The sequence below is a fragment of the Nocardia sp. IFM 10818 genome (assembly GCF_054655275.1).
The window spans coordinates 1,136,820-1,161,492 of record NZ_BAAHJH010000001.1; the positions used below are offsets into that span (position 1 = coordinate 1,136,820).

1 protein-coding gene is annotated in these 24,673 nt (G+C 68.7%); it reads right to left on the reverse strand.

Going from position 1 to position 24,673, the window contains the following annotated elements:
* Positions 1-24,597 carry a WXG100-like domain-containing protein gene (locus ACYQ5L_RS05080; protein WP_459955858.1) on the reverse strand — a complete coding sequence of 8,199 codons (24,597 nt, stop codon included), beginning with the start codon at positions 24,595-24,597 and terminating at the stop codon, positions 1-3.
* Between the last annotated feature and the right edge of the window lie 76 nt (positions 24,598-24,673).

Here is a 24,673-nt window from a genome sequence, read left to right on the forward strand (position 1 = left end):
TCATCGAGTTCTGCGGATCAGGTGGCCGCGGCCGGTGATGATCAGACCCAGGCTCTCATACGACCGGTTGCCGGAGTCGAAGTAGTTGGTGGCGAGGTGGTCGTCCGGGTTCCAGCCCCGGCGGGTGTCGCTGGGCCGGGAGTCGGAGTCGAAGACCGTCGCGCCGAAGCCCGGATCGGTCGGGGCGGGCCCCTGGGTGGGCGGCATGAGCAGGGCCGAGTCCCACTCGGCCATGGTGGCGAAGACGTGGTCGGCGATATCGGCCGGGTCGATCCCGGTCAGCCGGAGATCGGCCACGGTGGGCACGCCCGCACCGAGAGCGCCGATGAATACCAGCGCATCGGTATCGAGTTCGTGCCCGTGCCCGGCGGAATGCCCGCCGGTCACGCCGCCATAGGAGTGCGCGATGGTGGTGATCTGCACTCGCTCACCCAGATTGGTGACCCGCAGGCCGTCGTGGAATTCCCGGACCTTCGCCGCGCCTTCTTCCGCGCCGCGCGAGGAGATGGCTTTGACCAGGGAGTCCGGGTTGTTGTAAGCGCCGAACAGCAGCGTCGACGTCTCCGCGTCCGGGTCGATGGCCAGCGCGGCCTGCCGGAACTGCTGCAGCGTCTGGAGGGCGTAGCCGACACCGCTGCGGCGCCGGAACGCACCGGCCAGCGCGATGGCCACATTGTCGGCCCTATCCGGGTCACCGAGTGCGTAGACGTATTGCAGCTTGTCGTCGAGATACGACAGCAGGATCGGCGGCTGCCCCTGCTGCGGCGGCGTATCCAGGAACTTCAGCATGTCGACGATCTGCTCGAACCGTGCCTTGGCGAGGTCGAGCCGGTCCTTGGCCGCTTTCAGCTCGTCCTCGGGCAGGGACGGATCCGCCTCGTGCTCCCGCGCGACCCGTTCGTATTCCGCTTGCGCCCGCGCATACGCCTGCTCGGCCGGTGGTCGCAGCGTGGCCAGGGTCCGCCGGTTGTATCTGTCGCGCTCGGCCTGCGGTATGCCGTCCCGGCTGCCCAGATACGGATCCCGTTGGTACAGCGCGTCTTTCTCCGCGTCGGACAGCCGTGACCAGTCCTCGTGCAACTGTCGCGGATCGGTGGGCAGCCCGATGTCCGGCACGGGCGCGCTCGCGGTGTTCACCTCCATGCCCGGCGGCCAGCTGTACCACCGCGCACCCGAATCCGGATCCTCGACAAGGTTGTCGGGTTCGGCGCGCCCGTCGTTCTGGCGCCGGAACTCCTGATGCGCCTTGTGCGTGCCGATGTGGAAGGTGTGCAGCGGGGACAGGAAGTCGAGCGCGTCGGCCGCCCTGGCCTCGAGTCGGACCTGTTCGGCGAACTCGCGATCCGGATCGGCCAGATCGGTGTCGCGGCGGCCCACATCGGACAGCAGCTCGCCGATCTGCCGGCGGGCCTGGTCGGTCAACCGGTCGTCGATGATCCGGCGCCGGGTGTCCGCGCCCGGCGTTCCTTCGCGCAATCCGAGCCGCTCCACCAGCGCCAGCGCTTCCTGGCGCAGGGCGTCGGACTCGGCCCGCGCGTGCGGCGAGACCTGCGCCAGCTGATCGGCCAGGTGGTGCAGCTGCTTGATCCTGCCCAGATCATGCGGGGTCGGCACGGCGTCGGGGGCGGTCCGCCCCGGCCGCAGTACGCTCTCGACCGGCTGCCGCTCCTGGTCCATGCGCCGGGCGAGATCCGAATTGTATTGGCTCAGTAGCCGTTCCGCCGTGGGCGCATAGTCGGGATCGCGCAGCCCGATGTGGTCCATCAGGTCGCGCAGGTCCTGGCGGAGGTTCGGAAGCTGCCGCAGCAGCACCTTGTCCCGGCTCTTGATGATCTCGTCGATCTGCGCGTTCAGCACCCGCATCTCCGCATAGCGGCCGCCCAGGTGACTGGTCAGCTGGGACGGCCGGTCATCGGTCGGATCGGTCCGCACATTCGGATCCAGCGACAGCGTGATCTCGGCCAGTTCGTGGGCGAGCGCACGGACGATGTCCTGATCGCGAGCGCGCGGTGAGACATTGATGTCGTAACCGGTGAGGTTGCCGGAATCGTCTGTGCGCGCGGTGAAGTCGGCGACCGCATTGTCGGTGGTCGGCCCGACGCTCACGGTGACGGGGAGGACGCGCCCGTCGTCGAGCCGCACCTCGAACCGGTTCGCGGCGTCGTTCCAGCCGACATTGTCGGGCCGGAGGAGATCGAGGTTGTCCGAGATCCGGCCGAGCACCTCGTCGCGCGTCACGTCGGGTAGCTCCGCGGGCCGGGCGTCGCCGCGGAATTCGCCGATGGGACTGGCGGTTCCGTGCTCGGGCGCATCCGGTCCGGGTGTGTCCGGGCCGGCGAGTTCGTGCCCCAGCCCGTTGAGAATCTTGCCCAGGGTGGCGTGCGAGGAGTGGAACGACGCGAAGTTGTTCCCGCCGAAGTAGTTCGGGGCCAGATGATCGTTGGGGTTCCAGCCCAGCCGGGTCGGGCTCGGCGCCGAGTCCGAGCGGTACACCGTCGCGCCGAATGCCGGATCGGTGGGCGCGGGGCCCTGGGTGGGCGGCATGAGCACGACGGAGTCGAACTCGGCCATGGTGGCGAAGACATGCTTGCCGATATCGGCCGGATCGACGCCGGTGAGCCGCAGGTCCGCCACACTGGGCACGCCCGCGCCGAGCGCGCCGACGAAAACCAGTGCGTCGGTGTTGAGTTCGTGCCCGTGGCCCGCCGCGTGCCCGCCGGTCACACCGCCGTAGGAGTGCGCGATGGTGGTGGTATGGGCCGGTGGACCCTGATGGGTGACCCGCAGCCCGTCGTGGAATTCCCGGACCTTGCGCGCGCCCTCCTCCGCGCCCTGCGAGGAGATGCCTTCGACCAGTGAGGCGGGATTGTTGTAGGCGCCGAACAGCAGCACCGAGGTCTCCGCCTCCGGGTTGACCGCCTTGGCGGCCGCGCGCACCTGCTGCAGGATCTGCTTGGCATAGCCGACGCCGCTGCGCCGCCGTAGCGCACCGGCCAGCGCGACGGCCACATTGTCGGCGGTATCCGGATTGCCGAGCGCGTAGACGTATTGCAGCTTGGCGTCGAGGTACGACAGCAGCAGCGGCTGACCGTCGAGCGACCGGTCGAGGAAGTCCAGCATGTCCTCGATCTGGGCCAGCCGCGCGGCATCCTGCGCCAGTTCGGCCTGATCACGCAGCATATTGAGGGTCTGCCGGTTGAACTGGTCGCGTTCGGCCTGCGGTATGCCGTCGCGGCTGCCGAGGAACGGGTCCGCACGATAGAGTGCGGCCTTCTCCGCATCGGAGAGCTGGGACCACTGTTCGTGCAGCTGCGCCGGATCCGTGGCCAGCCCGATGTCGGGTACGGGCGCGCTCGCGGTATTCGGGTCCATATCCGGCGGCCAGCTGTGCCAGCGCGCACCGGAATCCGGGTCCTCGACGATATTGCCGGGCTCGGAAACGGTCTCGGGAGAGGCATTCTCGCCGAGCTGGGTTCGGAAGACCTGGTGGGCCTTCAGCACGCCGATATGGAAGGTGTGCACCGGCGACAGGAAATCGAGCGCGTCCGCGGCCCGGATCTCCAGCCGGACCTGATCGACGAACCGCTGATCGGCATCCGGGAGATCGGCATCGCGGCGGCCGACATCGGAGAGCATCTCGTCGACTCGCGCACCCGCCTGCCGGGTCAGCCAATCGCTGACGATCCGGCGGCGGGCGGCCGCGCCCGGCGTGCCCTCGCGCAGTCCGAGCCGCTCGACCAGCGCCAGCGCCTCGCGCCGGGCGGCATCGAAGTCCGCCTGCGCCGTCGGATCGGCCTGCCGTGCCTCCGGCGAGATCTGCCCCAGTTGCTCTGCGAGGGCGCGCAATTGCCGGATCCGGCCGAGATCGTGCGGCGTCGGTTCGGCGTCCAGGTCCACCTGGCCGGGCCGCAGGATGCCCTCGACCGGCATGCGTTCCTGATCCGCGCGCAGGGCGAGATCCGAATCGAACTGGGCCAGTAGCCGTTCCGCGGTGGGCGCGTACGCGGGATCGCGCAGCCCGATGTGATCCATCAGCTCGGTGAGATCCCGGCGCAGCCGCGGCAGGTCGACGGCGAGCCGCTGCTTGTCCCGGCTCTCGATGACCTCGTCGATCTGTGCGTTGAGCACCCGCAGTTCGGCATAGCGGCCACCGAGATGGCTGGTGAGCCGCGCCGGGCGATCCTCGGTCCGGTCGGTGTGGACCGCCGGATCGTTCTCGAGGCTGATCTCGGCCAGCTCATGGGCCAGCGCGCGGACGACATCCACATCGCGGGCGCGCGGCGAGACATTGATGTCGTAGCCGGCGACATTGCCGGAATCGTCTGTGCGCACGGCGAAGTCGGCGACGGCATTGCCGGTCGTCGGCGCGACGTTCACGGTGACCGGGATGACGCGGCCGTCCTCGAGCCGCAGCTGGAATCGACCGGTGTCAGCGTCCCAGCCGACGTTCTCGGGCTGGATGAGGCCGAGATTGCCGTCGATCCGGCCCACCACGTCGGCGAGGGTGAGATCCGAGGCGTACATGGGCCGCGCGTCACCGCGGAATTCGCCCACGGGACTTGCCGTCCCGCGCTCCGGGTCGTTGCCGTCCGGATTCGAAGTGTTGCCGTCCGGGCTCGGGTTGCTGCGGTTCGGACTCGGAGTGTTGCCGTCCGGGTTCGAAGCGCCGGCGTCCGCATTCGGAGTTCCGTTGCCCGGACCGGTGTCCGGGTTGGCCGCTCCGCTGCCGGGCGTGCTGCTGGCCGGGGTCCCCGAATCGAGGCCGAGGCCGAGGCTGAAGGGGATGTCCGGTGCCGTCTCCTCGGCCGGTGCGGTCTCCGCAGCCGGTGCCGTCTTCTCATTCGATGTCGTGGACGCATCCGGCGTCGTGGACGCATCCGCTGCGGTAATCGCCTCCGGCTCGGTGGTGTCGGCGGAATTCGGTTGCGCGCCAATCGGACCCGGCTCGTATGCAATTCCGGCGCGGTCGCCGGTGAGCGGCGGGCGGGCGGCATCCCAGTGGAAGCCGTCCAGTGCGGCCACATGCGCGTTCGCTTGCCGCCAGGTGGCGGTCGGGTTGGCGCGCAGGAAGTTCGACTCGGCGAGGGCGTCCTGCAGCAGCAGGATGTCCGCGCGCTGCGGGCTGCCGACGAGCAGGCGGTTCCAGGCCTCGGCGACATCGGCGACCGCATCGAACGGCCGGTGCACCCACTGCCCGTCGACCGGATCGCGGGACCAGTGCGACTCCCGCATGAGGTAGTCCTTGACCTGCTGGATCTGCTCGGCGGTGAACACGGGCGGGAGCATGGAGTCCGTCACGGCGCGCAGCCGTTCGTCGAGCACGCGACCGAGCTCATTACGGTCGGTGGGCGGCACCTTCCTGAGGTTCTCGCGCAGATCGGAGGCGAGCTGCTTGGCGTAGTCGGCGTTGTCCTCACCCAGCAGGCGCGTGATCCGCCGGACCAGTTTGTCGGAGTTGACGGTCGCGGGCCCGGCGGCGACATCCAGGGCCGCGTCGACGAAGGCCGCGAGGTCCCGGCGCCGGGTCTCGCGGTACTCGCCCAGAGTGCGGGCTATGGCTTCGACGTCATTGTCGGGCCCGTCCGCATTCTGATCGGCGGTGAACCGCGCGTACTGCCGGTCGGCCCAGCTCTGGACCTTCGCCCACTTCTCGGCAGCCACCCGCCGGCGCTCGTGCCAGCTCTCGTCGATCTCGCCGTTGTCGGGAACGTGCTCGGCGTTCTCCCATTCGCGGACCATCGGCTGTACCTCGGCGGATCCGACGGGGGTCCACTTCGGTCGCTTGAAACCCGGGCGAATCCGGCTCGGCTGCAACGGGTCCGCGAACCAGGTGAACCCGGACAGCCGTGCGGACTGCACGATGAACACCATGAGCTTGGACGCCGCGTCCGCGAACGGCAGTTCGTAGGTCGGGATATCCGGATCGACCATGGGTTTGCTGCCGCCCACCATATGCGGCAGCAGATCCTGGTTGAAGCCCGTCGGCCGCTGCCCGGTGGCCGGATCGACGGCCGGATCGACGAAGACGTCCACGACCGCCGCCTGCAGCGGGTCGGCGCCCCAGCCGAAGACGCCCGGAATCAGAATCGGGTCCTCGTGGGCCTTGGGCAGGGTCCCCGGATCCCGGTTGCCGACCCAATCCGGCCGGGTCGGGTCCACGGTGTGCCAGCGCCCCTCGGCATCGCGCCAGCGGGTGCTGTTGAACCCGTTCCGCCCGGTGAGCCGGCTGATCCGGGGGCCACGGTGATTCGTCACCGACACCTGGTCGGCACGGCCGACGGTGACCCGCCGGCGTTCCACGACCGTCGCCGGATCCACCATGGCCTGCGCCACGGTCGCGTTGTGCCGCAAGGCATCCGCCAATGCCGAATCGTGATCGGCGAACGGCCGCCCGCCCACCGCGTCACGCGGGCCGAACACGATGATCCGCCGCGGCTGCCCGTCCATGATCGCCACGTGATCGGTGACCATGCGCGCGCCCTCGGTCGCGGCGATCCGCCGCCATTCGCCCGCGATGCGCGCCATCTCGTCCTGTATCCGGCCAGCTTTGTTGTGCGACAGGTTCACATCGCGGGCGGCCGCTTCGAGAGCGTTGATATCGGCCGCGCGATCCGGGAAGGCGTCGCGCAACCGCTGCACCGTCGTGTCGAGATTGTCGTGGCTCAGCGCATCCTGGTTGACCGAACCGTCGGCGTTCAGCAGTCGTGGGCGCTCGTGCGGCCGTGGCTGGCCGGTATCCCCGTCCGGCCGCTTCGGGTCTGCCGGAGGCGGACTCGTTTCCGCCTCTTGCGGTGCGAGATCCGCCTCCAGCGCGCCCAATTCCGCCGCGAGGTCGTCACGGGCGGCACGGCGCGGCTTGATGCGCAGCAGTTCGTCGGCGCGCTCGGCGGCCAGCCGATCCATCTCGGCCGTGACCTCCGCGGTGCGCGGCAGTCCGGCATTGGCGCCGGTCCGCTCCAGCTCGTGAATCCGCTGATCCAGTTCGTGGATCTGTTCGCGCAGTCCGATGACGTCCTCGGCGGCCGCGGTGAGTTTGCGCAGCGCGTCCCGGCGATGCGCCACCTCCTCCGGGCTGTTGGCCTGGCGCTCCCGATGCGGGGCTTCGTCGCCATTGCCGTCGATGTTCACCGTCCGGGTGGCGGATTCGTCGAACAGCCGAAGGACGGTCTCCTGCAACCGTTCCCGGGTGCCCAGGGCGGCCTCCGGATCGCCGATATCGAGCAGCCGGTCGACCCGGTCGTCGCGCTGTGCCCGCTGGAATTCCAGCTCCCGGACCAGCTCCTTGCGCTGCTGCAACAGCCGTTCGTACTCCGAACGCGGTGTTTCCGCCTGCTGCCCGGTCTGCTCCGGTCGCACACCGGCCTCGGGTTCGTTCGAAGCCTGCTCCGGTTGTGGCGCCCGCTCCGACTGTGGGGCCTGCTCCGGTTGCGCGGGACCTTGCTGCGGTTGGGCGGGCAGCTGCGCCCCGTTGGGCGGCGGCGTATTCGGGTTCGGTCCACCCGAATCCGGTCCATCCGTATCCGGTCCGCCAGAATCCGGCCCATCCGGATCCGGTCCACCAGAATCCGGTCCGTCCGGATCCGCTCCGGCACTCGTGCCCGAATCGGGCTGCGGCCCGGGCCGGCCCGGTGCGTACGGGATCCCGGCGCGGTCACCGGTGAGCGGCGGACGATGGTCGCTCCAGTGCGGGCCGTCGGTGGCGGTGACGTTGTTGCTGGCATCGCGCCACGACGCGGTGGGGTTGTCGCGCAGGAAGTTCGATTCGGCGAGCGCGTCTTTCAGCAGCAGGATGTCGGCGGGCTTCGGGCTGCCCTCGAGGAGGCGGTTCCAGGCCTCGGCGACATCGGCGACCGCGTCGAACGGGCGCTGGACCCAGCGCCCGGTTTCCGGATCGCTCCCCCAGTGCGGGTCCCGCATCAGGTGGTCTTTGATCTGCTGGATCTGCTCGGCGGTAAAGGCCGGGGGGAGCATCTCGCCGACGACGGCGCGCAGCCGCTCGTCGAGGACGCGGGCCAGCTCGGCGCGGTCGCCCGCGGCCACCCGGTTCAGGTTCTCGCGCAGGTCTGCGGCGAGTTGCCGTGCGTGGAGGGCGTTTTCGTCACCGAGTAGACGGGTGATCCTCGTGATCAGCTTGTTCGGCTTCTTGCCGGCGCGGCCGGTGGCGAGTTCGTTCGCGGCATTGATGAACTCGTCCAGTTCGCGGCGGCGGACCTCGCGGTACTCGTCGAGCATCCGGGTGATGGCGGCGACATCGTTGTCGGGGCCGTTCGCGTTCTGGTCGGCGATGAACCGGGCGTACTGCCGGTCTGCCCAGGCCTGCACCCGCGCCCAGTCCGCAGCGGCTTCCCGCTGTCGCTGTTGCCAGCTCTCGTGGATCTCGCCGGTGTCGGCGGCGGCGTGATCGGCTGGGTCGAATTCGCGCATCAGCGGCTGAACTTCGGACGCTCCGACATTGAACCACTTGGGTCGCACGAAGCCGGGGCGGATCCGATCCGGCTGGTCGGCATCGGCGAACAAGGTGAATCCCGACAGTTTGGCGGCGTTCACGAACAGCACCATGAGCTTGGATCCCGCATCGGCGAACGGCAGTTCGTAGAGGGATCCGTTCGCGCCCATGGGGTCGGGGCCACCGGGTATGTGCGGAAGCATGTCCTGGTTGAGGCCCCCCGGCCGCTGTCCGGTGACCGGATCCGGCGCCGGGTCGACGAAGACGTCCACGATCGATGCCTGCAGCGGGTCCGCGCCCCAGCCGATGACGCCCTGCGGCAATACCGGCGGCACCGGCAACTTCATCTTCGCGACCTGGTCGGCCAGCGCGGGATCATGCGCGGCCAGCAGCTTGCGGACCGTCTCGGCGTGCGCGGGATCGCCGTACCCGAGCTCGCGGAGCAGATCGATCAAGTCCTGCCGGAGCTGCGGCGCGTCGTGCGCCCGCGCGGGATCCTTGGCCGCCTCGATTTCCGCGACCAGTACCCGTATCTCGGCGAAGCGGCCGCCGAGATGACTGGTCATCCGGGACGGGCGATCGTCGGTGGTGTCGGTCTGCACGTCCGGGTCGAGCGACAGCGAGATCTCGGCGAGCTCATGGGCGAGCGCGCGGGTGATGTCCTGGTCGCGGGCTCCCGGTGAGACATTGATGTCGTAGCCGAGGAGATTGCCGTCCGCGTCGGTGCGCGCGGTGAAGTCGGCGACGGCGTTGCCGGTGGTCGGCCCGACGTTCACGGTGATGTCGTAGGTGCGCCCGTCGCGGTGTAGCTGGAACCGGCTGTCGTCCTGGTTCCAGGTGATGTCCGCGGGCCGGATGAGGTCGAGATTGTCCTGGATCCGGTCGTTGACGGCGTCGAGGGTGAGTTCGCCCTGGCTGGGCGGGCGCGCGTCGCCGCGGAATTGGCCGACCGGGCCGGCGGTTCCGTGTTCGGGTGGGTTCGTCGGGTTCTGGTCGTCGTCGGCTGGCTGGTTGAGCTGGTGTCCTTCGCCGTTGAGGATCAGGCCCAGGCTGCGATACGACGGGTGCTGGGAGTTGAAGTAGTTGGGGGCCAGATGGGTATCCGGGTTCCAGCCCAGCCGGGTCGGACTGGGGGCCGAATCGGAGTCGAAAACCGTTGCGCCGAAAGCCGGATCGGTCGGCGCGGGGCCTTGTGTCGGCGGCATGAGCAGGACCGAGTCGTGCTCGGCCATGGTCGCGAACACATGGTCGGCATTGTTCTCCGGATCGACTCCGGTGAGCCGCAGATCCGCCACGCTGGGCACGCCCGCGCCCAGCGCGCCGATGAACACCAGGGCATCGGTATTCAGCGAATGCCCGTGCCCGGCCGAATGTCCGCCGGTCACACCGCCGTAGGAGTGCGCGATGGTGGTGACATTGGCGGGCGTCGGTCCCTGATGGGTAATGCGCAGGCCGTCATGGAATTCACGGACCTTGGTCGCGCCTTCCTCCGCGCCGCGCGAGGAAATGCCTTCGACCAGCGCGGCCGGGTTGTTGTACGCGCCGAACAGCATGACCGAGGTTTCGGCCTCCGGATTGACGGCCAGGGCGGCGTCGCGCAGTTGTTCGAGGATCTGCACGGCGTAGCCGACGCCGCTGCGGCGGCGGAACGCACCGGCCAGCGCGATGGCCTGGTTGTCGGCGGTGTCCGGATTGCCGAGCGCGTAGACATAGCGCAGCTCGGCGTCCAGATACGACAGGAGGATCGGCGGCACACCGGGTTTGGGCGGCGCGTCGAGCAGGCTCAGCATGTCGTCGATCTGAGCCAGACGCTCCTTGGTCTGCTTGACCCGCGCCTCGGCCTCCTTCATCCGATCCGCGGTCTGATTCTGGTCGGCCCGAGCCTGTTCCTGTTGCCGGACGGCCTGCTCGTGCGCCTGAACGGCGTCCGCGCGCAGGCCGGCGAGGGTCTGCCGGTTGAACCGGTCGCGATCGACCTGTGGAATGCCGTCGCGGGCGCCGAGGAACGGATCCTGTTGGAAGAGCGCGTCTTTCTGCGCATCGGACAGGTCCGACCACTGATCGTGCAACTGCTGCGGATCGGTGGGAATCCCGATATCCGGCAGCGGCGCACTCGCCGTATTGAGTTCCATGCCCGGCGGCCAGCTGTACCAGCGCGCCCCGGTTTCGGGGTCGGTGACGATATTGACGGCCGCGCCGCTGTCCGGGATCTGGGCTCGGTAGGCCTGATGCGCCTTCAGCACCCCGATATGGAAGGTGTGCAGCGGGGACAGGAAATCCAGTGCGGCCCCGGCCCGCAGCTCGGTGCGGACATCCTCGGCGAACCGCCGATCCGCCTCGGGGAGATCGGCGTCGCGGCGGCCGACATCGCTGAGCATGCGGTCGACCCGGGTGCGGGTCTGTTCGTTCAGCCGATCGGACACGATCTCCCGGCGCGCGGCCGCGCCCGGCGTGCCCTCACGCAGCCCGAGCCGCTCGACCAGAGCCAGCGCTTCGCGCCGGGCGGCATCGTATTCGGCGCGCGCGGCCGGATCGCCTTGGCGCGCTTCGGGAGTGATTCGGTGCAGCTGCTCGGCCAGCTCGCGCAGCTGCCTGATCCGGCCGAGATCATGCGGCGTCGGCCGGGCGTCGGGATCGACCTCGCCGGGCTTCAGGATGGTCTCGTCCGGAATCCGCGCCTGGTCGATCTGCCGGGCGAGATCCGAATCGTAGTGGGCCAGTAGTCGTTCCGCCGTCGGCGCGTAATTCGGGTCATTGAGCCCGATCTGCCGGATGAGATCGGCCAGATCCTGGCGCAGCCCCGGCAGCTGCTTGAGCAGCTGCTTGTCCCGGCTGGCCGAGATCTCGTCGATCTGCGCGGTCAGCACCTGCAATTCGGCGTAGCGGCCGCCGAGGTGGCTGGTGAACTGCGACGGCCGGTCATTGGTCGTGTCGGTGACGACATCCGGATTCAGCGAGAGGCTGATCTCGGCGAGCTCGTGCGCGAGGGCGCGCACGATGTCCTGATCGCGGGCTCCCGGTGAGACATTGATGTCGTAACCGAGGAGGTTGCCGTCCGCGTCCGTGCGCGCGGTGAAGTCGGCGACCGCGTTACCGGTGGTCGGGCCGACGCTGACGGTGATGGGCAGAGTCGTGCCGTCGGGTCGTCGCAGCTCGAACTGCTCGGTGTCGTCGTTCCAGGTGACGTCCGAGGGCTGGATGAGGCCGAGGTTGTTCTCGAGCCGTTCGCGTACGGCGTCGAGGGTGAGTTCGCCCTGGCTGTCCGGGCGCGCGTCGCCGCGGAAGTCGCCGACCGGGCTGGCGGTTCCGTGTTCGGGCGGGTCCGTCGGGTTCTGCTCGCTGCTCGGCTGATTGAGCTGGTGTCCTTCACCATTGAGGATCAGGCCCAGGCTGCGATACGACGGATGCCCGGAGTTGAAGTAGTTCGGCGCCTGGTGGGTGTCGGGGTTCCAGCCCAGCCGGGTCGGGCTGGGTGCGGAATCGGAGTCGAAAACCGTTGCGCCGAAATCGGGATCGGTCGGTGCCGGGCCCTGGGTGGGTGGCATCAACATCACGGAGTCGTGCTCGGCCAGGGTGGCGAAGACGTGATCGCGGATATCGGCCGGGTCGACGCCGGTGAGACGCAGTTCGCTGACGTGGGGGACACCGGCGCCCAGCGCGCCGATGAAAACCAGTGCGTCGGTGTTGAGTTCGTGTCCGTGCCCGGCCGAATGCCCGCCGGTCACACCGCCGTAGGAGTGCGCGATGGTGGTGACATTGGCGGGCGGTCCCTGATGGGTGACTCGCAGGCCGTCGTGGAAGTCACGAACTGTTTGCGCGCCCTCTTCCGCGCCACGCGAGGAAATGCCTTCGACCAGCCTGGCGGGATTGTTGTAGGCGCCGAACAGCATGACCGAGGTTTCGGCGTTCGGATTGATGGCCAGCGCGGCGTCGCGCAGTTGTTCGAGGATCTGTACTGCGTAGCCGACACCGCTGCGGCGGCGGAAGGCCCCTGCGAGTGCGATGGCCTGGTTGTCGGCGGTATCCGGATTACCGAGCGCGTAGATGTAGTGCAGGTCCGCATCCAGGAACGACAGCAGAATCGGCGGCACACCGGGTTTGGGTGGTGCGTCGAGCAGGCTGAGCATGTCGTCGATCTGGGCCAGGCGCTCCTTGGTCTGCTCGACTCGCTGCTCGGCTGCAGCGAGGAGATCGGCGTCCGGATTCGAATCGGCCTCGATCTGCTGCTTGGCCTGCTCCGCTTGCTGGTGGGCCCGAGCGGCTTCCGCGTGCAGCACGGCGAGGGTCTGCCGGTTGAACCGGTCGCGATCGACCTGCGGAATGCCGTCGCGGGCGCCGAGGAACGGATCCTGTTGGTAGAGCGCGTCTTTCTCCGCATCGGAGAGGTCCGACCACTGATCGTGCAACTGCTGCGGATCGGTGGGCAGTCCGATATCCGCGACGGGCGCGCCGTCGGTGTTCAGGTCCATGCCGGGCGGCCAGCTGTACCAGCGTGCGCCGGTATCCGGGTCCTCGACGATATTGACGGCCGCGCCGCTGGCCGGAATCTGGCTCTGGTATTCCTGATACGCCATCAGCGTGCCGAAGTGGAAGGAATGCTCCGGGATCAGGAAGTCGAGCGCGGCGGCCGCCCGGAGCTCGGTCCGGACCCGGTCGGCCAGCTGCTGATCGGCCTCGGGGAGATCGATGTCTCGGCGGCCGATATCGCTGAGCATGCGATCGACTTGCTGCCGCGCGTGCTCGGTCAGTCGGTCACCGACGATCTGGCGCCGGGCGGCCGCGCCCGGGGTGCCCTCCCGTAGTCCGAGTCGTTCGACGAGGGCGAGCCCTTCGCGGCGCAGCGCATCGTGTTCCGGCGATTCCGGTGCGACCTGCTCCATCTGGTCGGCGAGTTCGCGTAGCTGCCTGATCCGGCCGAGATCGTGCGGGGTCGGTGTGGCATCGGGGTCGGCCGCGCCGGGCCGCAGGATGCCCGCATCCGGAATCCGCACCTGGTCCACATAGCGCGCGAGATCCGAATCGTGCTGGGCCAGTAGTCGTTCCGCGGTGGGCGCATAGTCGGGATCATGCAGCCCGATGTGCCTGATCAGGTCGGTCAGGTCCCGGCGCAGGCTCGGCAGTTGCTTGAGCCCCGCCTTGTCTCTGGTTCTGGTGATCTCGCCGATCTGTTCGGTGAGCACATGGAGTTCGGCGTAGCGGCCGCCCAGGTGGCTGGTGAATTGCGACGGCTGATCATTGGTGGTGTCGGTCAGGACATCCGGGTTCAGCGACAGCGAGATTTCGGCCAGTTCGTGGGCGAGGGCGCGGAGGATGTCCTGATCACGTGCTCCGGGGGAGACGTTGATGTCATAGCCGGTGAGATTGCCGTTGTCGTCGGTGCGTGCCGTGAAATCGGCGACGGCGTTGTCGGTGGTGGGTCCGACATTGACGGTGATGGGCAGAGTGGTGCCGTCGGGCCGTCGCAGTTCGAACTGGTTGGTGTCGTCGTTCCAGGTGACGTCCGAGGGCTGGATGAGGCCGAGGTTGTTCTCGAGCCGTTCGCGCACCGCGTCGAGGGTGAGTTCGCCCTGGCTGTCCGGGCGCGCATCACCGCGGAAGTCGCCGACCGGGCTCGCCGTTCCGTGTTCGGGCGCCTCCGGATTCGATGTGTTCCGGGCGGGCGCACCGTCTGCGTCCGGGGCGTAGGCGATGATCATCCGATGCTCGGGCATCGGCGGGTTGAACTTCGCCATGCGCGCGGTATTGAGCTTGTTACTCGCTCCGGCGTCGATGGTGTAGTCGTAGTTGGTGTTGCCGGGATACGGGAACTCGACATTCTCCCGGACCTCGAACGGATTCGGCACGCGCTGTTCGGCGTAGTGGGCCTCGATGGCCTTCCACAGCTTGGTGCCGAGAATGTGCTTGCGGTCGCCGGGTGTGCCGCCTTCCTCCTCCGGCTTCATATCCCACTGGATCTCGATCTGCCCGCCGGGCGCCAGGGTGGCGGCCAGGTTGGCGGCGATGGCGCGGTAGGCGGCATCGGGCAGGTCGGCGCTGACATTGTTGATGTAGATGCGCGCGGCCCCGCCCTCCGGGCCGGCGGTGAGCAGATGACCGCTGCTCAGCAGGTCGCCGAAGACCATGACGGTGCCGGGTTCGGTGAGCGGTCCGGGGTCCAGGATGCCGAGGTCGCGGCGGCGCTGCCCGGCGACGGGGAAGTCGTAGGCCAGTTCGGTTTTGATCACCAGGCCGTCGCCGGACCGGTCCGCGACCGGGGTCATCTCGACGCCGAAGGCACTGCGGCCCACGCCGACATCGATGGTGTGGCCCCCGTCCACCGCGGCCGGCACCGACGGGCGCGGGTCGTGCGGTATGCGGGTGTTGTTCTCCCCGAAGACATTCTGGTCCAGCGGTAGCCGGTGCTGGGGCCGCGGCCGGGACATGACGTCGATGGTGGCCCTGCCGTCGGCCGGATCGTGCACGACCACCGTGTATTCCACGTTCAGGCCCAGCGCGGTCGCCGCCCGGTTGGCGCTGTCGACGCTGCGCAGGAAATCGCCGAGGGTGGTCTGCTCGCCGTTGATCGTCAGCTGCCCGGTGTGCTGGTCGATGACGCCGCTGATCCGGTTCGGAGCTGCCGCGAAAGCGTCTGCGGCGGCGTACATCCGGGGAATGACGTCCGGGCCGAGGGCATCGTGGAACTTCTCCGGCATATCGTCGCGGAACCGCGCGATGGCATGGCGCAGCGCCTGGGCCTGCTCGGGTCCGCGCAGATTCGGATCATTGATCACCGCATTGACCGGATCCAGCGCGCCCAGCAGATACTTCACCTTCACCAGCCCGCGCGCGGGCTTGGTGCTCTGCTCGAACAGCGGGTCGAAGATGCGGCGCGCCAGCTCCTCGCGCATACGGGCGTCGAGCGACATCCGCTCGGCCTGGAGCAGGTCCTCGACCCGATCGCCCGGAATGTCGATGTCGTCGCCGGTTAGCAAGTCCCGCAACTGGTTCAGATGATCGGCACTGGCCTGATCGAACTGCGAGTTCGTCAGGCCGGGATCGAATGCGGGCCGATGCGCGTGCAGCCCTTGCTGTTCCAGGTCCAGCCGCTGGACCAGTCCCGGATTCTGGTCGGTGATCAGCTGTCGAAGCGTGTCCGCATGCGCCGGATCGTTCCAGCCGAGGTGGTCCAGCAAGTCGCTCAGATCCTGGCGCAGGCTCGGAAGTTCGTGCGCCCGAGCCGGATCAGTGGCCGACCGGTCGATCTGCGCGGTGAGCACGTCGATCTCGGCGATGCGGCCGCCGAGGTGCGGAGTGAGCTGCGACGGTCGATCATCGCTCGGATCCACGAGGAGCTCCGGATCCTGCAGCAAGCGGATCTCGGCGAGCTCGTGCGCCAGCGCCCGGGTGACGTCCTCGTCGCGGGCGCGCGGGGAGACATTGATGTCGTAGCCGGTGACCTTGCCGTTCTCGTCCGTGCGCGCGGTGAAGTCGGCGACGGCGTTATCGGTGGTCGACCCGACGTCGACGGTGACGGTGAGGGTACGTCCGTCCGATTCCAGCACGAATTGGTTGGTGTCGCGGTTCCAGGCGACATTCTCGGGCGTGATGAGCCCGAGGTTGTTGCGGACCTGGTCGAGCACGAAGTCCCGGGACAGATTCGGGGTGCCCTCCGGCCGGGCAGTGCCGTGGAAGTCGGCGACGGGACTCGCCGTGCCGTGCTCGCGATCGTCTGTGCGCGACTCGGTGTCCGGATTTCGCTGCGGCGTGCTCACCCCGTCCGGGTCGAAGACGATGACCATCCGCTGCTCCGGCAGCGGCGGCACGATCTCGGCCATGCGCGCGGCATTGAGGTTGTTGCTCGCACCGGCGTCGATGGTGTAGTCGTAGTCGCGGTTGCCCGGTCCGTCGAACACGGTGTGCTCGGCAATGTGGAACGGGTTGGGCGCGTTGAGATTCCGGTAGTGCTCCTGGATCGCGTCCCACAGCTTGGACCCGGTGATGTGCCCGCGGTCGCCGGGGGTGCCGCCCTCCTCCTCGGGCTTCGTATCCCACTGGAGTTCGATGCGGCCGCCCGGCAGCATGGTGTTCGCCAGTTCCGCGGCAATGTCGGCATAGGCGGTGTCGGGCAGATGGGCGCTGACATTGTTGATGTAGATCCGGGCGACGTCACCGGCTCCGGAATCGCCGAGGATATGGCCGTTGAACAGCAGGTCGCCGAAGACCATGACGGTGCCGGGCTCGGTGAGCGGACCGGGATCGAGGATGCCCAGATCGCGGCGGCGCTGCCCGGCCACGGGGAAGTCGTAGGCCAGCTCGGTCTTGATCACCAGGCCGTCGCCGGAACGATCGGCGACCGGAGTCATTTCGACGCCGTAGGCGCTGCGGCCGGTGCCGACGTCGATGGTGTGCCCGCCGGCGACCGCCGCCGGAACGGAGGGGCGCGGCTCGTGCGGTATGCGGGTGTTGTTCTCCCCGAACACATTCTGATCGATCGGCAGCCGGTGCTGTGGCCGCGGCCGGGACATGACGTCCACGGTGGCCTTGCCGTCGGCCGGATCGTGCACCACGACCGTGTATTCCACGTTCAGGCCCAGCGTGGTCGCCGCCCGGTTGGCATTGTCGACGCTGCGCAGGAAATCGCCGAGGGTGGTCTGCTCGCCGTTGATCGTCAGCTGCCCGGTGTGCTGGTCGATGACACCGGTGATCCTGTTCGGCGCGGCGGCGAACGCGTCTGCGGCGGAATACATCTGGTCGAACCGGTCCGGACCGAACGCCTCGCGGAACGCGTCGGGCATCGAGGCCCGGAACCGGTCGAGGGCGCGATGCAGCGCCTCCGCGCGATCGGGACCGTTCAGGTTCGGATCATTGATGGCCGCATTGACCGGATCCAGCGCGCTCAGCAGGCTCTGGACATTCACCGTCCGCCGCGCGGGTTTGGCGTCCGCATCGAAGAGCGGGTCGAAAATGCGGCGCGCCAGCTCTTCCCGCATGCGGGCATTGAGCGACATCTGTTCCGCGCGCACCAGCGCATCGACATTGCCGCCGTCGACGTTCTGATCGGTGAGCAGCTGCCGCAGCTGATCCAGATGATCGGCACTGGCCTGATCGAACTGCGGGTTCGTCAGGTTCGGATCGAAGATCGGCCGATTGCTGTGCAGCCCTTGTTGTTCCAGATCGAGTCGCCGGACCAGCGCCGGATCGTGATCGGTGAGCAGTTGCCGCAGCGTGTCGGCTTGTACCGGATCGTTGCGGCCGAGGTGGTCCAGCAGGTCGTTCAGATCCTGGCGCAGGCCCGGCAGTTCGTGTGCCCGCGCGGGATCGGTGGCCGCGCGGTCGATCTGCGCGGTGAGCACCCCGAGCTCGGCGAAGCGGCCACCCAGGTGGGTGGTGAGCCGATCGGGCCGGTCGTCGGTCGGATCGACGAGCACGTCCGGATCCTGTGACAGCCGGATCTCGGCGAGCTCGTGCGCCAGCGCCCGGGTGACGTCCTCGTCGCGGGCGCGCGGGGACACATTGACGTCGTAGCCGGTGATATTGCCGGAATCATCGGTGCGGGCCGTGAAGTCGGCAACGGCATTGCCGGTGGTCGGACCCACGTCGATGGTGACGGTGAGCCCGCGGCCATCCGGCTCCAGCACGAACTGGTTCGTATCGCGATTCCAGGTGACGTCCCCGGGGGTGATCAGTCCGAGGTTGTTCCGCAGCTGGTTGATCACGAAGTCACGGGACAGGTCCGGGGCGCCGTCGGGCCGGGCATCGCCGCGGAACTCCCCGACCGGGGCGGCCGTACCGTGCTCGTTCTGCGCCGTGCGGGCATCGGTTCCGGCCTCCGCCGGAGTGACGGCGTCCGGTTGCTGCGGGGTGTGCACGCCGGCCGGGTCGTACACGATGATCATTCGCTGCTCGGGCACCGGCCGCTTGATCTCGTCCATGCGATCGAGCGGGAGATTCTTGCTCGCGCCCGCGTCGATGGAATACAGGTAGTCGGCGTTGCCCGGGTCGGCGAACACGGTGTGCTCGGCGATGTGGAACGGATTGGGCAGGCCGAGATTCTGGTAGTGCCGCTGCAGCGCCTGCCAGAGATCGGGTCCGGTGATATGGCCGCGGTCGCCGGGCGTGCCGCCTTCTTCCTCCGGCTTCGTATCCCACTGGATCTCGATCTGGCCGCCCGGCGTGAGCGTCCTCGCGAGTTCCGCCGCGATGGTGTCGTAATCGGCGCTGTCCGGATGCGCGCTCACATTGTTGACGTAGATGCGGGCCGCGTCGCCGACGGCGCCGTCGCCGAGGACGTGGCCGTTGAAGAGCAGATCGCCGAACACCATGACGGTGCCGGGTTCGGTCAGCGGTCCCGGATCGTCGATGCCGAGGTCGTAGCGGCGCTGCGCCTTGATGGGGAATTCGGCGGCGAGTTCGGTCTTGACGATCAGTCCGCCGCCGGAACGATCGGCGATCGGGGTCATTTCGACGCCGAAGGCGCTGCGGCCGACGCCGACGTCGATGGTGAAGCCGCCGTCCACCGCCGCCTGCACGGACGGGCGCGGCTGGAATGGTATGGGCGTGTTCCCGGATCCGGACACGTACTGGTCGATGGTCAGTCGATGAACCGGGCGCGGCCGCGCCAGCACCTCGACAGCCTGCCTGCCGTCGACCGGATCATGCAGTACGACAACGTATTCCAGGTTCAGGCCGTGCGCGGTGGCGGCGCGGTTGGCCCGATCCACATCGCGGAGGAAGTCGCTCAGCGCCAGCGGTTCGCCGTTCACGGTGAGACCGGTCGCCGGATCGATCATCGCCGTGATGCGATCCGGACCGTGCGCGAAGGCATCGGCGGCATTGTGCATGCGCGCGAGAGCATCCGGTGGGAAGGCGTCCCGGAAGGCCTGCGGCATGGTGTTGTTCACGAAATCGTCGACGGCGCTGCGAATGGCCGCGGCCTTGTCCGGTCCGCTGGTGGCCGGGTCGTTGATGGCCGCGTTGATCGGGTCCAGGCTGCTCAGCAGGGTGTCGAGATCGAGCGCGCGACGGGCGGACTTGGCTTCCGGGGCGAAGACCGGCTGGAAAACCCGGCGGGCGAGTTCCTCGCGCAGACCCGAGTCCATCGCCATCCGCTCGGCCCGCAGCAGGGCGTCGGCATTGTCGCCGGTCACCAGTTGCCGGAGCTGGTCGAGATGGTCGGCGCTGGTCCGATCGAAGCTGTTCGGATCGGCGTCCAGGGTGGCATTGAACGTGGGGCGCGACCCGTTCAAGCCCTGCTGTTCGAGCTCGAGGCGCCGTGCCAGCTGCGGATCGTGCTCGGCGAGCAGGCGCTGCACCGTGTCGGCGTGCGCCGGATCGCGATAGCCGAGGTGATCCAGCAGATCGGCGAGGTCCTTGCGCAGACCCGGAAGCTCCGCCGCGCGAGCCTGGTCGAAGGTGGCGCGGTCGATCTGCGCGGTGAGCACGTCGAGTTCGGCGATGCGGCCGCCGAGATGGCTGGTGAGCTCGGAGGGCCGATCGTCGTTCGGATCGACGCGGACTTCCGGATCCTGCGACAGGCGGATCTCGGCGAGTTCGTGCGCCAGCGCGCGCAACACGTCCTGATCGCGGGCGCGGGGAGAGACATTGATGTCGTAACCGGTGACATTGCCGGATTCGTCTGTGCGCGCGGTGAAGTCGGCGACGGCATTGTCGGTGGTCGGTCCGACGGCGATGTCGATCGGAATCGTCTGGCCGTCCAGCCGCAGCACCAATTGCTTGGTGTCGATATTCCAGGAGACATCCGCGGGTGCGACGAGGGCCAGGTTGAGCTCGAGCTGTTTGCGGACGAAGCCGAGGTCGAGATCGTGCTCGCCGGTGCGGGCATCGCCGCGGAAATCGCCGACGGGACTGGCGGTTCCGTGCGCGGGATCCCCGGCCCGCGAATCGGTTTCCGCGTCCGGCCGGGCTGGCGCTCCGGGCTGGCGCGCGCCGTCCGCCCCGGCCGGGTCATAGGCGATGACCATGCGATGCTCGGGCTGGGGCGCGCTGAAGCTGCTCATGAGCGCGTGGTTGAGGTTGTTGCTCGCGCCCGCGTCGATGGTGTAGTCGTAGTCGGTATTGCCCGGCGGCGGGAATGCGGTGAACACCTCCATCCGGAAGGGGTTGGGGACGCCCTCGTTCCGGTAGTGGTTCTCCAGCGCCGCCCACAGCTTGGTGCCGTCGATATGCCCGCGGTTGCCCAGTGGCTCGCCGTCCTTGTCCGGCTTCATATCCCACTGGATCTCCACGCGCGCGCCCGGGGCGAGGGAGGCGGCCAGGTTCGCGGCCATGGGGCCGTAGGCGGAATCGGGCAGATGGGCGCTGACATTGTTGATGTAGACGCGCGCCGTATCCCCGCCGAGCAGATGGCCGTTGGACAACAGGTCGCCGAAGACCATGACGGTGCCGGGCTCGGTCAGCGGTCCCGGATCCATGATGCCGAGGTCGCGGCGGCGCTGTCCCTTGACGGGGAACTCGGAGGCGAGCTCGGTCTTGATGACCAGGCCGTCGCCGGAACGGTCTGCGGCCGGGGTCATTTCGACGCCGAAGGCGCTGCGGCCGACGCCCACGTCGATGGTGTGCCCGCCGTTCACCGCCGCCGGCACGGAATCGCGCGGCTGATGCTGAATCGGGGTGTTGTCCGGTCCGAAGAGGTTCTGGTCGATGGGCAGCCGATGCTGCGGCCGCGGGCGGGACAGGATTTCGACGCTGGAGTTTCCGTCCACCGCATCGTGGATCACCACGGTGTATTCGAGATTCAGCCCGTTCTGCGTCGCGCCCCGGTTGGCGCTGTCGACGGAACGGAGGAAATCGCCGAGCGTGGTGGTCCGGCCGTTCACGGTCAGCGCGCCGGTCGCGGTATCGATGGAGCCGGTGATGCGGTTCGGCGCGTCGGCGAAAGCGTCTGCGGCGGAATGCATCCGAGCGAGGCGATCCGGACCGAAGGCGTCCCGGAACTGTTGCGGCATGGCGTCGTGGAAGCCGTCGATGGCGCGATGCAGCGCGTCCGCCCGATCCCGTCCCTGCGTCGCCGGATCGTTCATGGCCGCGTTCACGGGATCCAGGGCTTTCAGCAGGGTGTCGAGGTCGACGGTGCGCCGTGCGCCCTTGGCGTCCGGGGCGAACAGCGGATCGAAGACCCGCCGCGCGAGCTCCTCGCGCATGCGGCCGTCCAATGCCATCTGTTCGGCGCGCACGACGTCATCGACGAAATCGCCGCTCAACTGCTGCTGCAACTGGGCGAGGTGATCGGCCGCGGCCCGGTCGAAATCGGCGTCGGTCAGGTTGGTGTCGAAGGTGGGCCGATGCTGGAGCAGCCCCTGCTGCTCCAGCTCGATCCGGTGCGCCAGCAATGCGTCATGATCGGCGAGGATCGCGCGGACGGTATCGCCGTGCGCGGGATCGTTGAAGCCGAGCCGATCGAGCAGATCGTTCAGATCCTTGCGCAGCCGCGGTAGGTCGTGCGCCCGCGCGGGATCGTGCACCGCGGCGTCGATATCCGCTGTGAGAACCCGGATTTCGGCGAAACGCCCACCGAGGTGAGTGGTCAGCCGGCCAGGGCGGTCGGCGGTCGTGTCGATCTCGACATCGATCTCGGGATCGGTGGACAACCTGATCTCGGCCAGTTCGTGCGCCACCGCCCGCACGACATCCACATCGCGGGCCCGCGGCGACACATTGATGCCGAAGGACCCGTCGTCCCGCTGGAAGAACTCGGCGACCGCATTGTTGCTCGTCCACTCGACGACGACGGTCACCCGCTGCCCGTCCGGCAGCACGAAATGGCCCATATCGCCGTTCCAGGCGACGCCTTCGGGCGTGATGAGCGCGACATTGTCGCCGATGCGGGCGCGGACGCGGGTCTGGCTGAGGTCCGGCTGGTTGTCGGGGCGTGCGGCGCCGTGGAAATCGCTGACCGGTCCGGCCGCAGCGAGGGCGTATCTGTCTCTCGGGGAACGGTTTCCGGTATCCGAATCCCGATTCGGGGTCGAGATGTCCACGGGGAGCACCGGTATCACCTGGACGTCGTCCTGGTTCGGCTCGCTCTGCCGCTGGTCGGCATCGGCGATCGGCGCGGTGGTGGGGTCGACGCCGGTGCTGGCGGCCTGGACCGGTCCGGAATCGCCGGGCAGGGAACCGATATCGCTGACCGAGGCGCGGGCGGTGGGCGCCGAGACGGTGGTGGGCTTGGGTACCGCTCCATCGGCAGGGCTGACGGGGCGGGCGTCGCGCACGGCCGAGGTCTTGGGATCGGCGGGCCCGGCCGCGCGGTCGGTCGTGGGGTTCGACGGGTTGCCCGGCGTGCTGTTCGAGGTGGCCGGGCTGGACGTGGCGGGGCTGGACGTCGTGCTGCCGGTCGTCGGGTTGGTCGTCGTCGTGCCGGTGGTACCGGTCGGCCCGGTCGATGCCGCGGGCGTGCCCGCCGTGGTCGCGGCCATGGACGGCCCACCGGAGGTGGCGGGCGCGCCCATGGCGGGAGCGATCGGTCCGGGTTGTGCGCCCGCCGTGGTGTTCGCGGTGTTCGCCGCATCGGCACTGGCGGCGGGACCGGTATCGCTGCGTGCGTTCACCCGGGACTCGGGATTCGAATCCCCGGTGGTTGCGGGGGAGTCGATGGGCTTGCCGGTCGTATCGGCGGCGGAGGGAGCATTGACGTCCCGGGCCGGGCTGCTCAGCGAGCCGTCGCCCGAGTGCTGCGTCGCGGGCGAGCTCGTTTCGCCGCCCTTGGCTTCCGGCGCCGCCTCCGGGCGGTCATTGCGCCCGGCCGCGCCGCCGCCCTCGTTGTTGTTCGCGTTCGGGCGATCGGAAGTATCGGCACGACCCGCGTCGCGGCCGGTGTCGTGCGGTGAGGAGGTATCCGGCGTACCGGTGCTCGCGCCCTGGGGATTCGTCTGCAGGCCACCCGGTTGCTGTCCGTTGGCGGCCGGGGCGTTGGTGTTGGCGTCTTGCCCGTTGACGCCGGTCTGCCCGTTGTTGTTCTGGCCATTGGCGGCCGGATCGCCGGCATTCTGGCCGGGTGCGTTCGAGCCCGGAGCGTTGGTGTCGGAGCCGACGTTGGTATTCGAGCCGGGCGCGTTGGTGTCGGAGCCGACGTTGGTATTCGAGCCGGGCGCGTTGGTGTCGGAGCCGACGTTGGTATTCGAGCCGGGCGCGTTGGTGTCGGAGCCGACGTTGGTATTCGAGCCCGGTACGTTCGCGCCCTGGCTGCCGTCGTTGCCGAACCGACCGCTGTGTTCGTTGTTGCCGAAGAAGCCGTGGACCGCGCTCGGCCCGGCGCCCGAGGCGACGCCACCGGTCAGCGAGCGCGGATCGAAGTCCCAGTTGTTGTAGATCAATCCGGTCGCGAGCCATGCGGCGCCCGCACCGCCCGCGCCCGCGGTCGCGCCGGTCAACAGGCCATTGATGGCGCCCCCGCGCCCGCCCATCCCGGTGTTGAACACCTTCCCCGCACCGAAGCCGAAAGCACCACCGGCACCACCGGCGATGGCCGAGATGACGGCATTCTGCTTGAGCGCGTTCATGTCATAGGAGTCGATGCGACCCTTCTGCTTCTGGTAGGTCTGGACCGCTAATTCCTGCGAGAGGCCCTGGCCGAGTTCCTGGGCTCCCTCTTTGGCGATCGCGAACGCCAGCTTGGGGGCGATCTCCTTCAGCAGCTCCTTGGTGATGCGCTGGCCGATGATGCTGCGGATCCGGGCGAGCAGCTGCTGGGTCAGCAGCCGGAAAGTGACGCGCCCGCGGGCGACCGCGAGGGCCCACCGTCCCGGCGCGAACATCGGGGGGATAAGGGCCGCGAGGAGCTCGGCGACCAGCCAGCCGCCTGCGATGTAGAAGTTGAGCTTGGCCGCTTCCAGTTGGTCGCCCATGGTGTCGGCGGCCGAACTCAGCGTGCGGTAGTGGTCGGCGAGTTCCTTCAGTGAGCCGTGGCCTTTGCCGTCACCGTCCCGAAGCGGGGTGACCCACTTCAGGATCGCCTCACCGCCCTGGCCCTCCGGGTACGCCTTCTCGACCGCCTTGATCAGCGCGTTGAGTTCCGGCATCAGCTCGTCGACCTGCTTGGCGGCGCCCTCGAACTCGCGGGCCATCTCCCACATGAGGTCTTCGTTGCCGTGCGGCCAGTCGGATCCGACGATCCATTCCACCCACTCCAGCCAGGACGGAAACTCCAGAGCCACAGCGCACCTCAGCTCTCGGATAGGCGGATAGCGTTGCGGTGCACCATCAGTGCGCTGTCCGAGGTGCAGGCGCCAT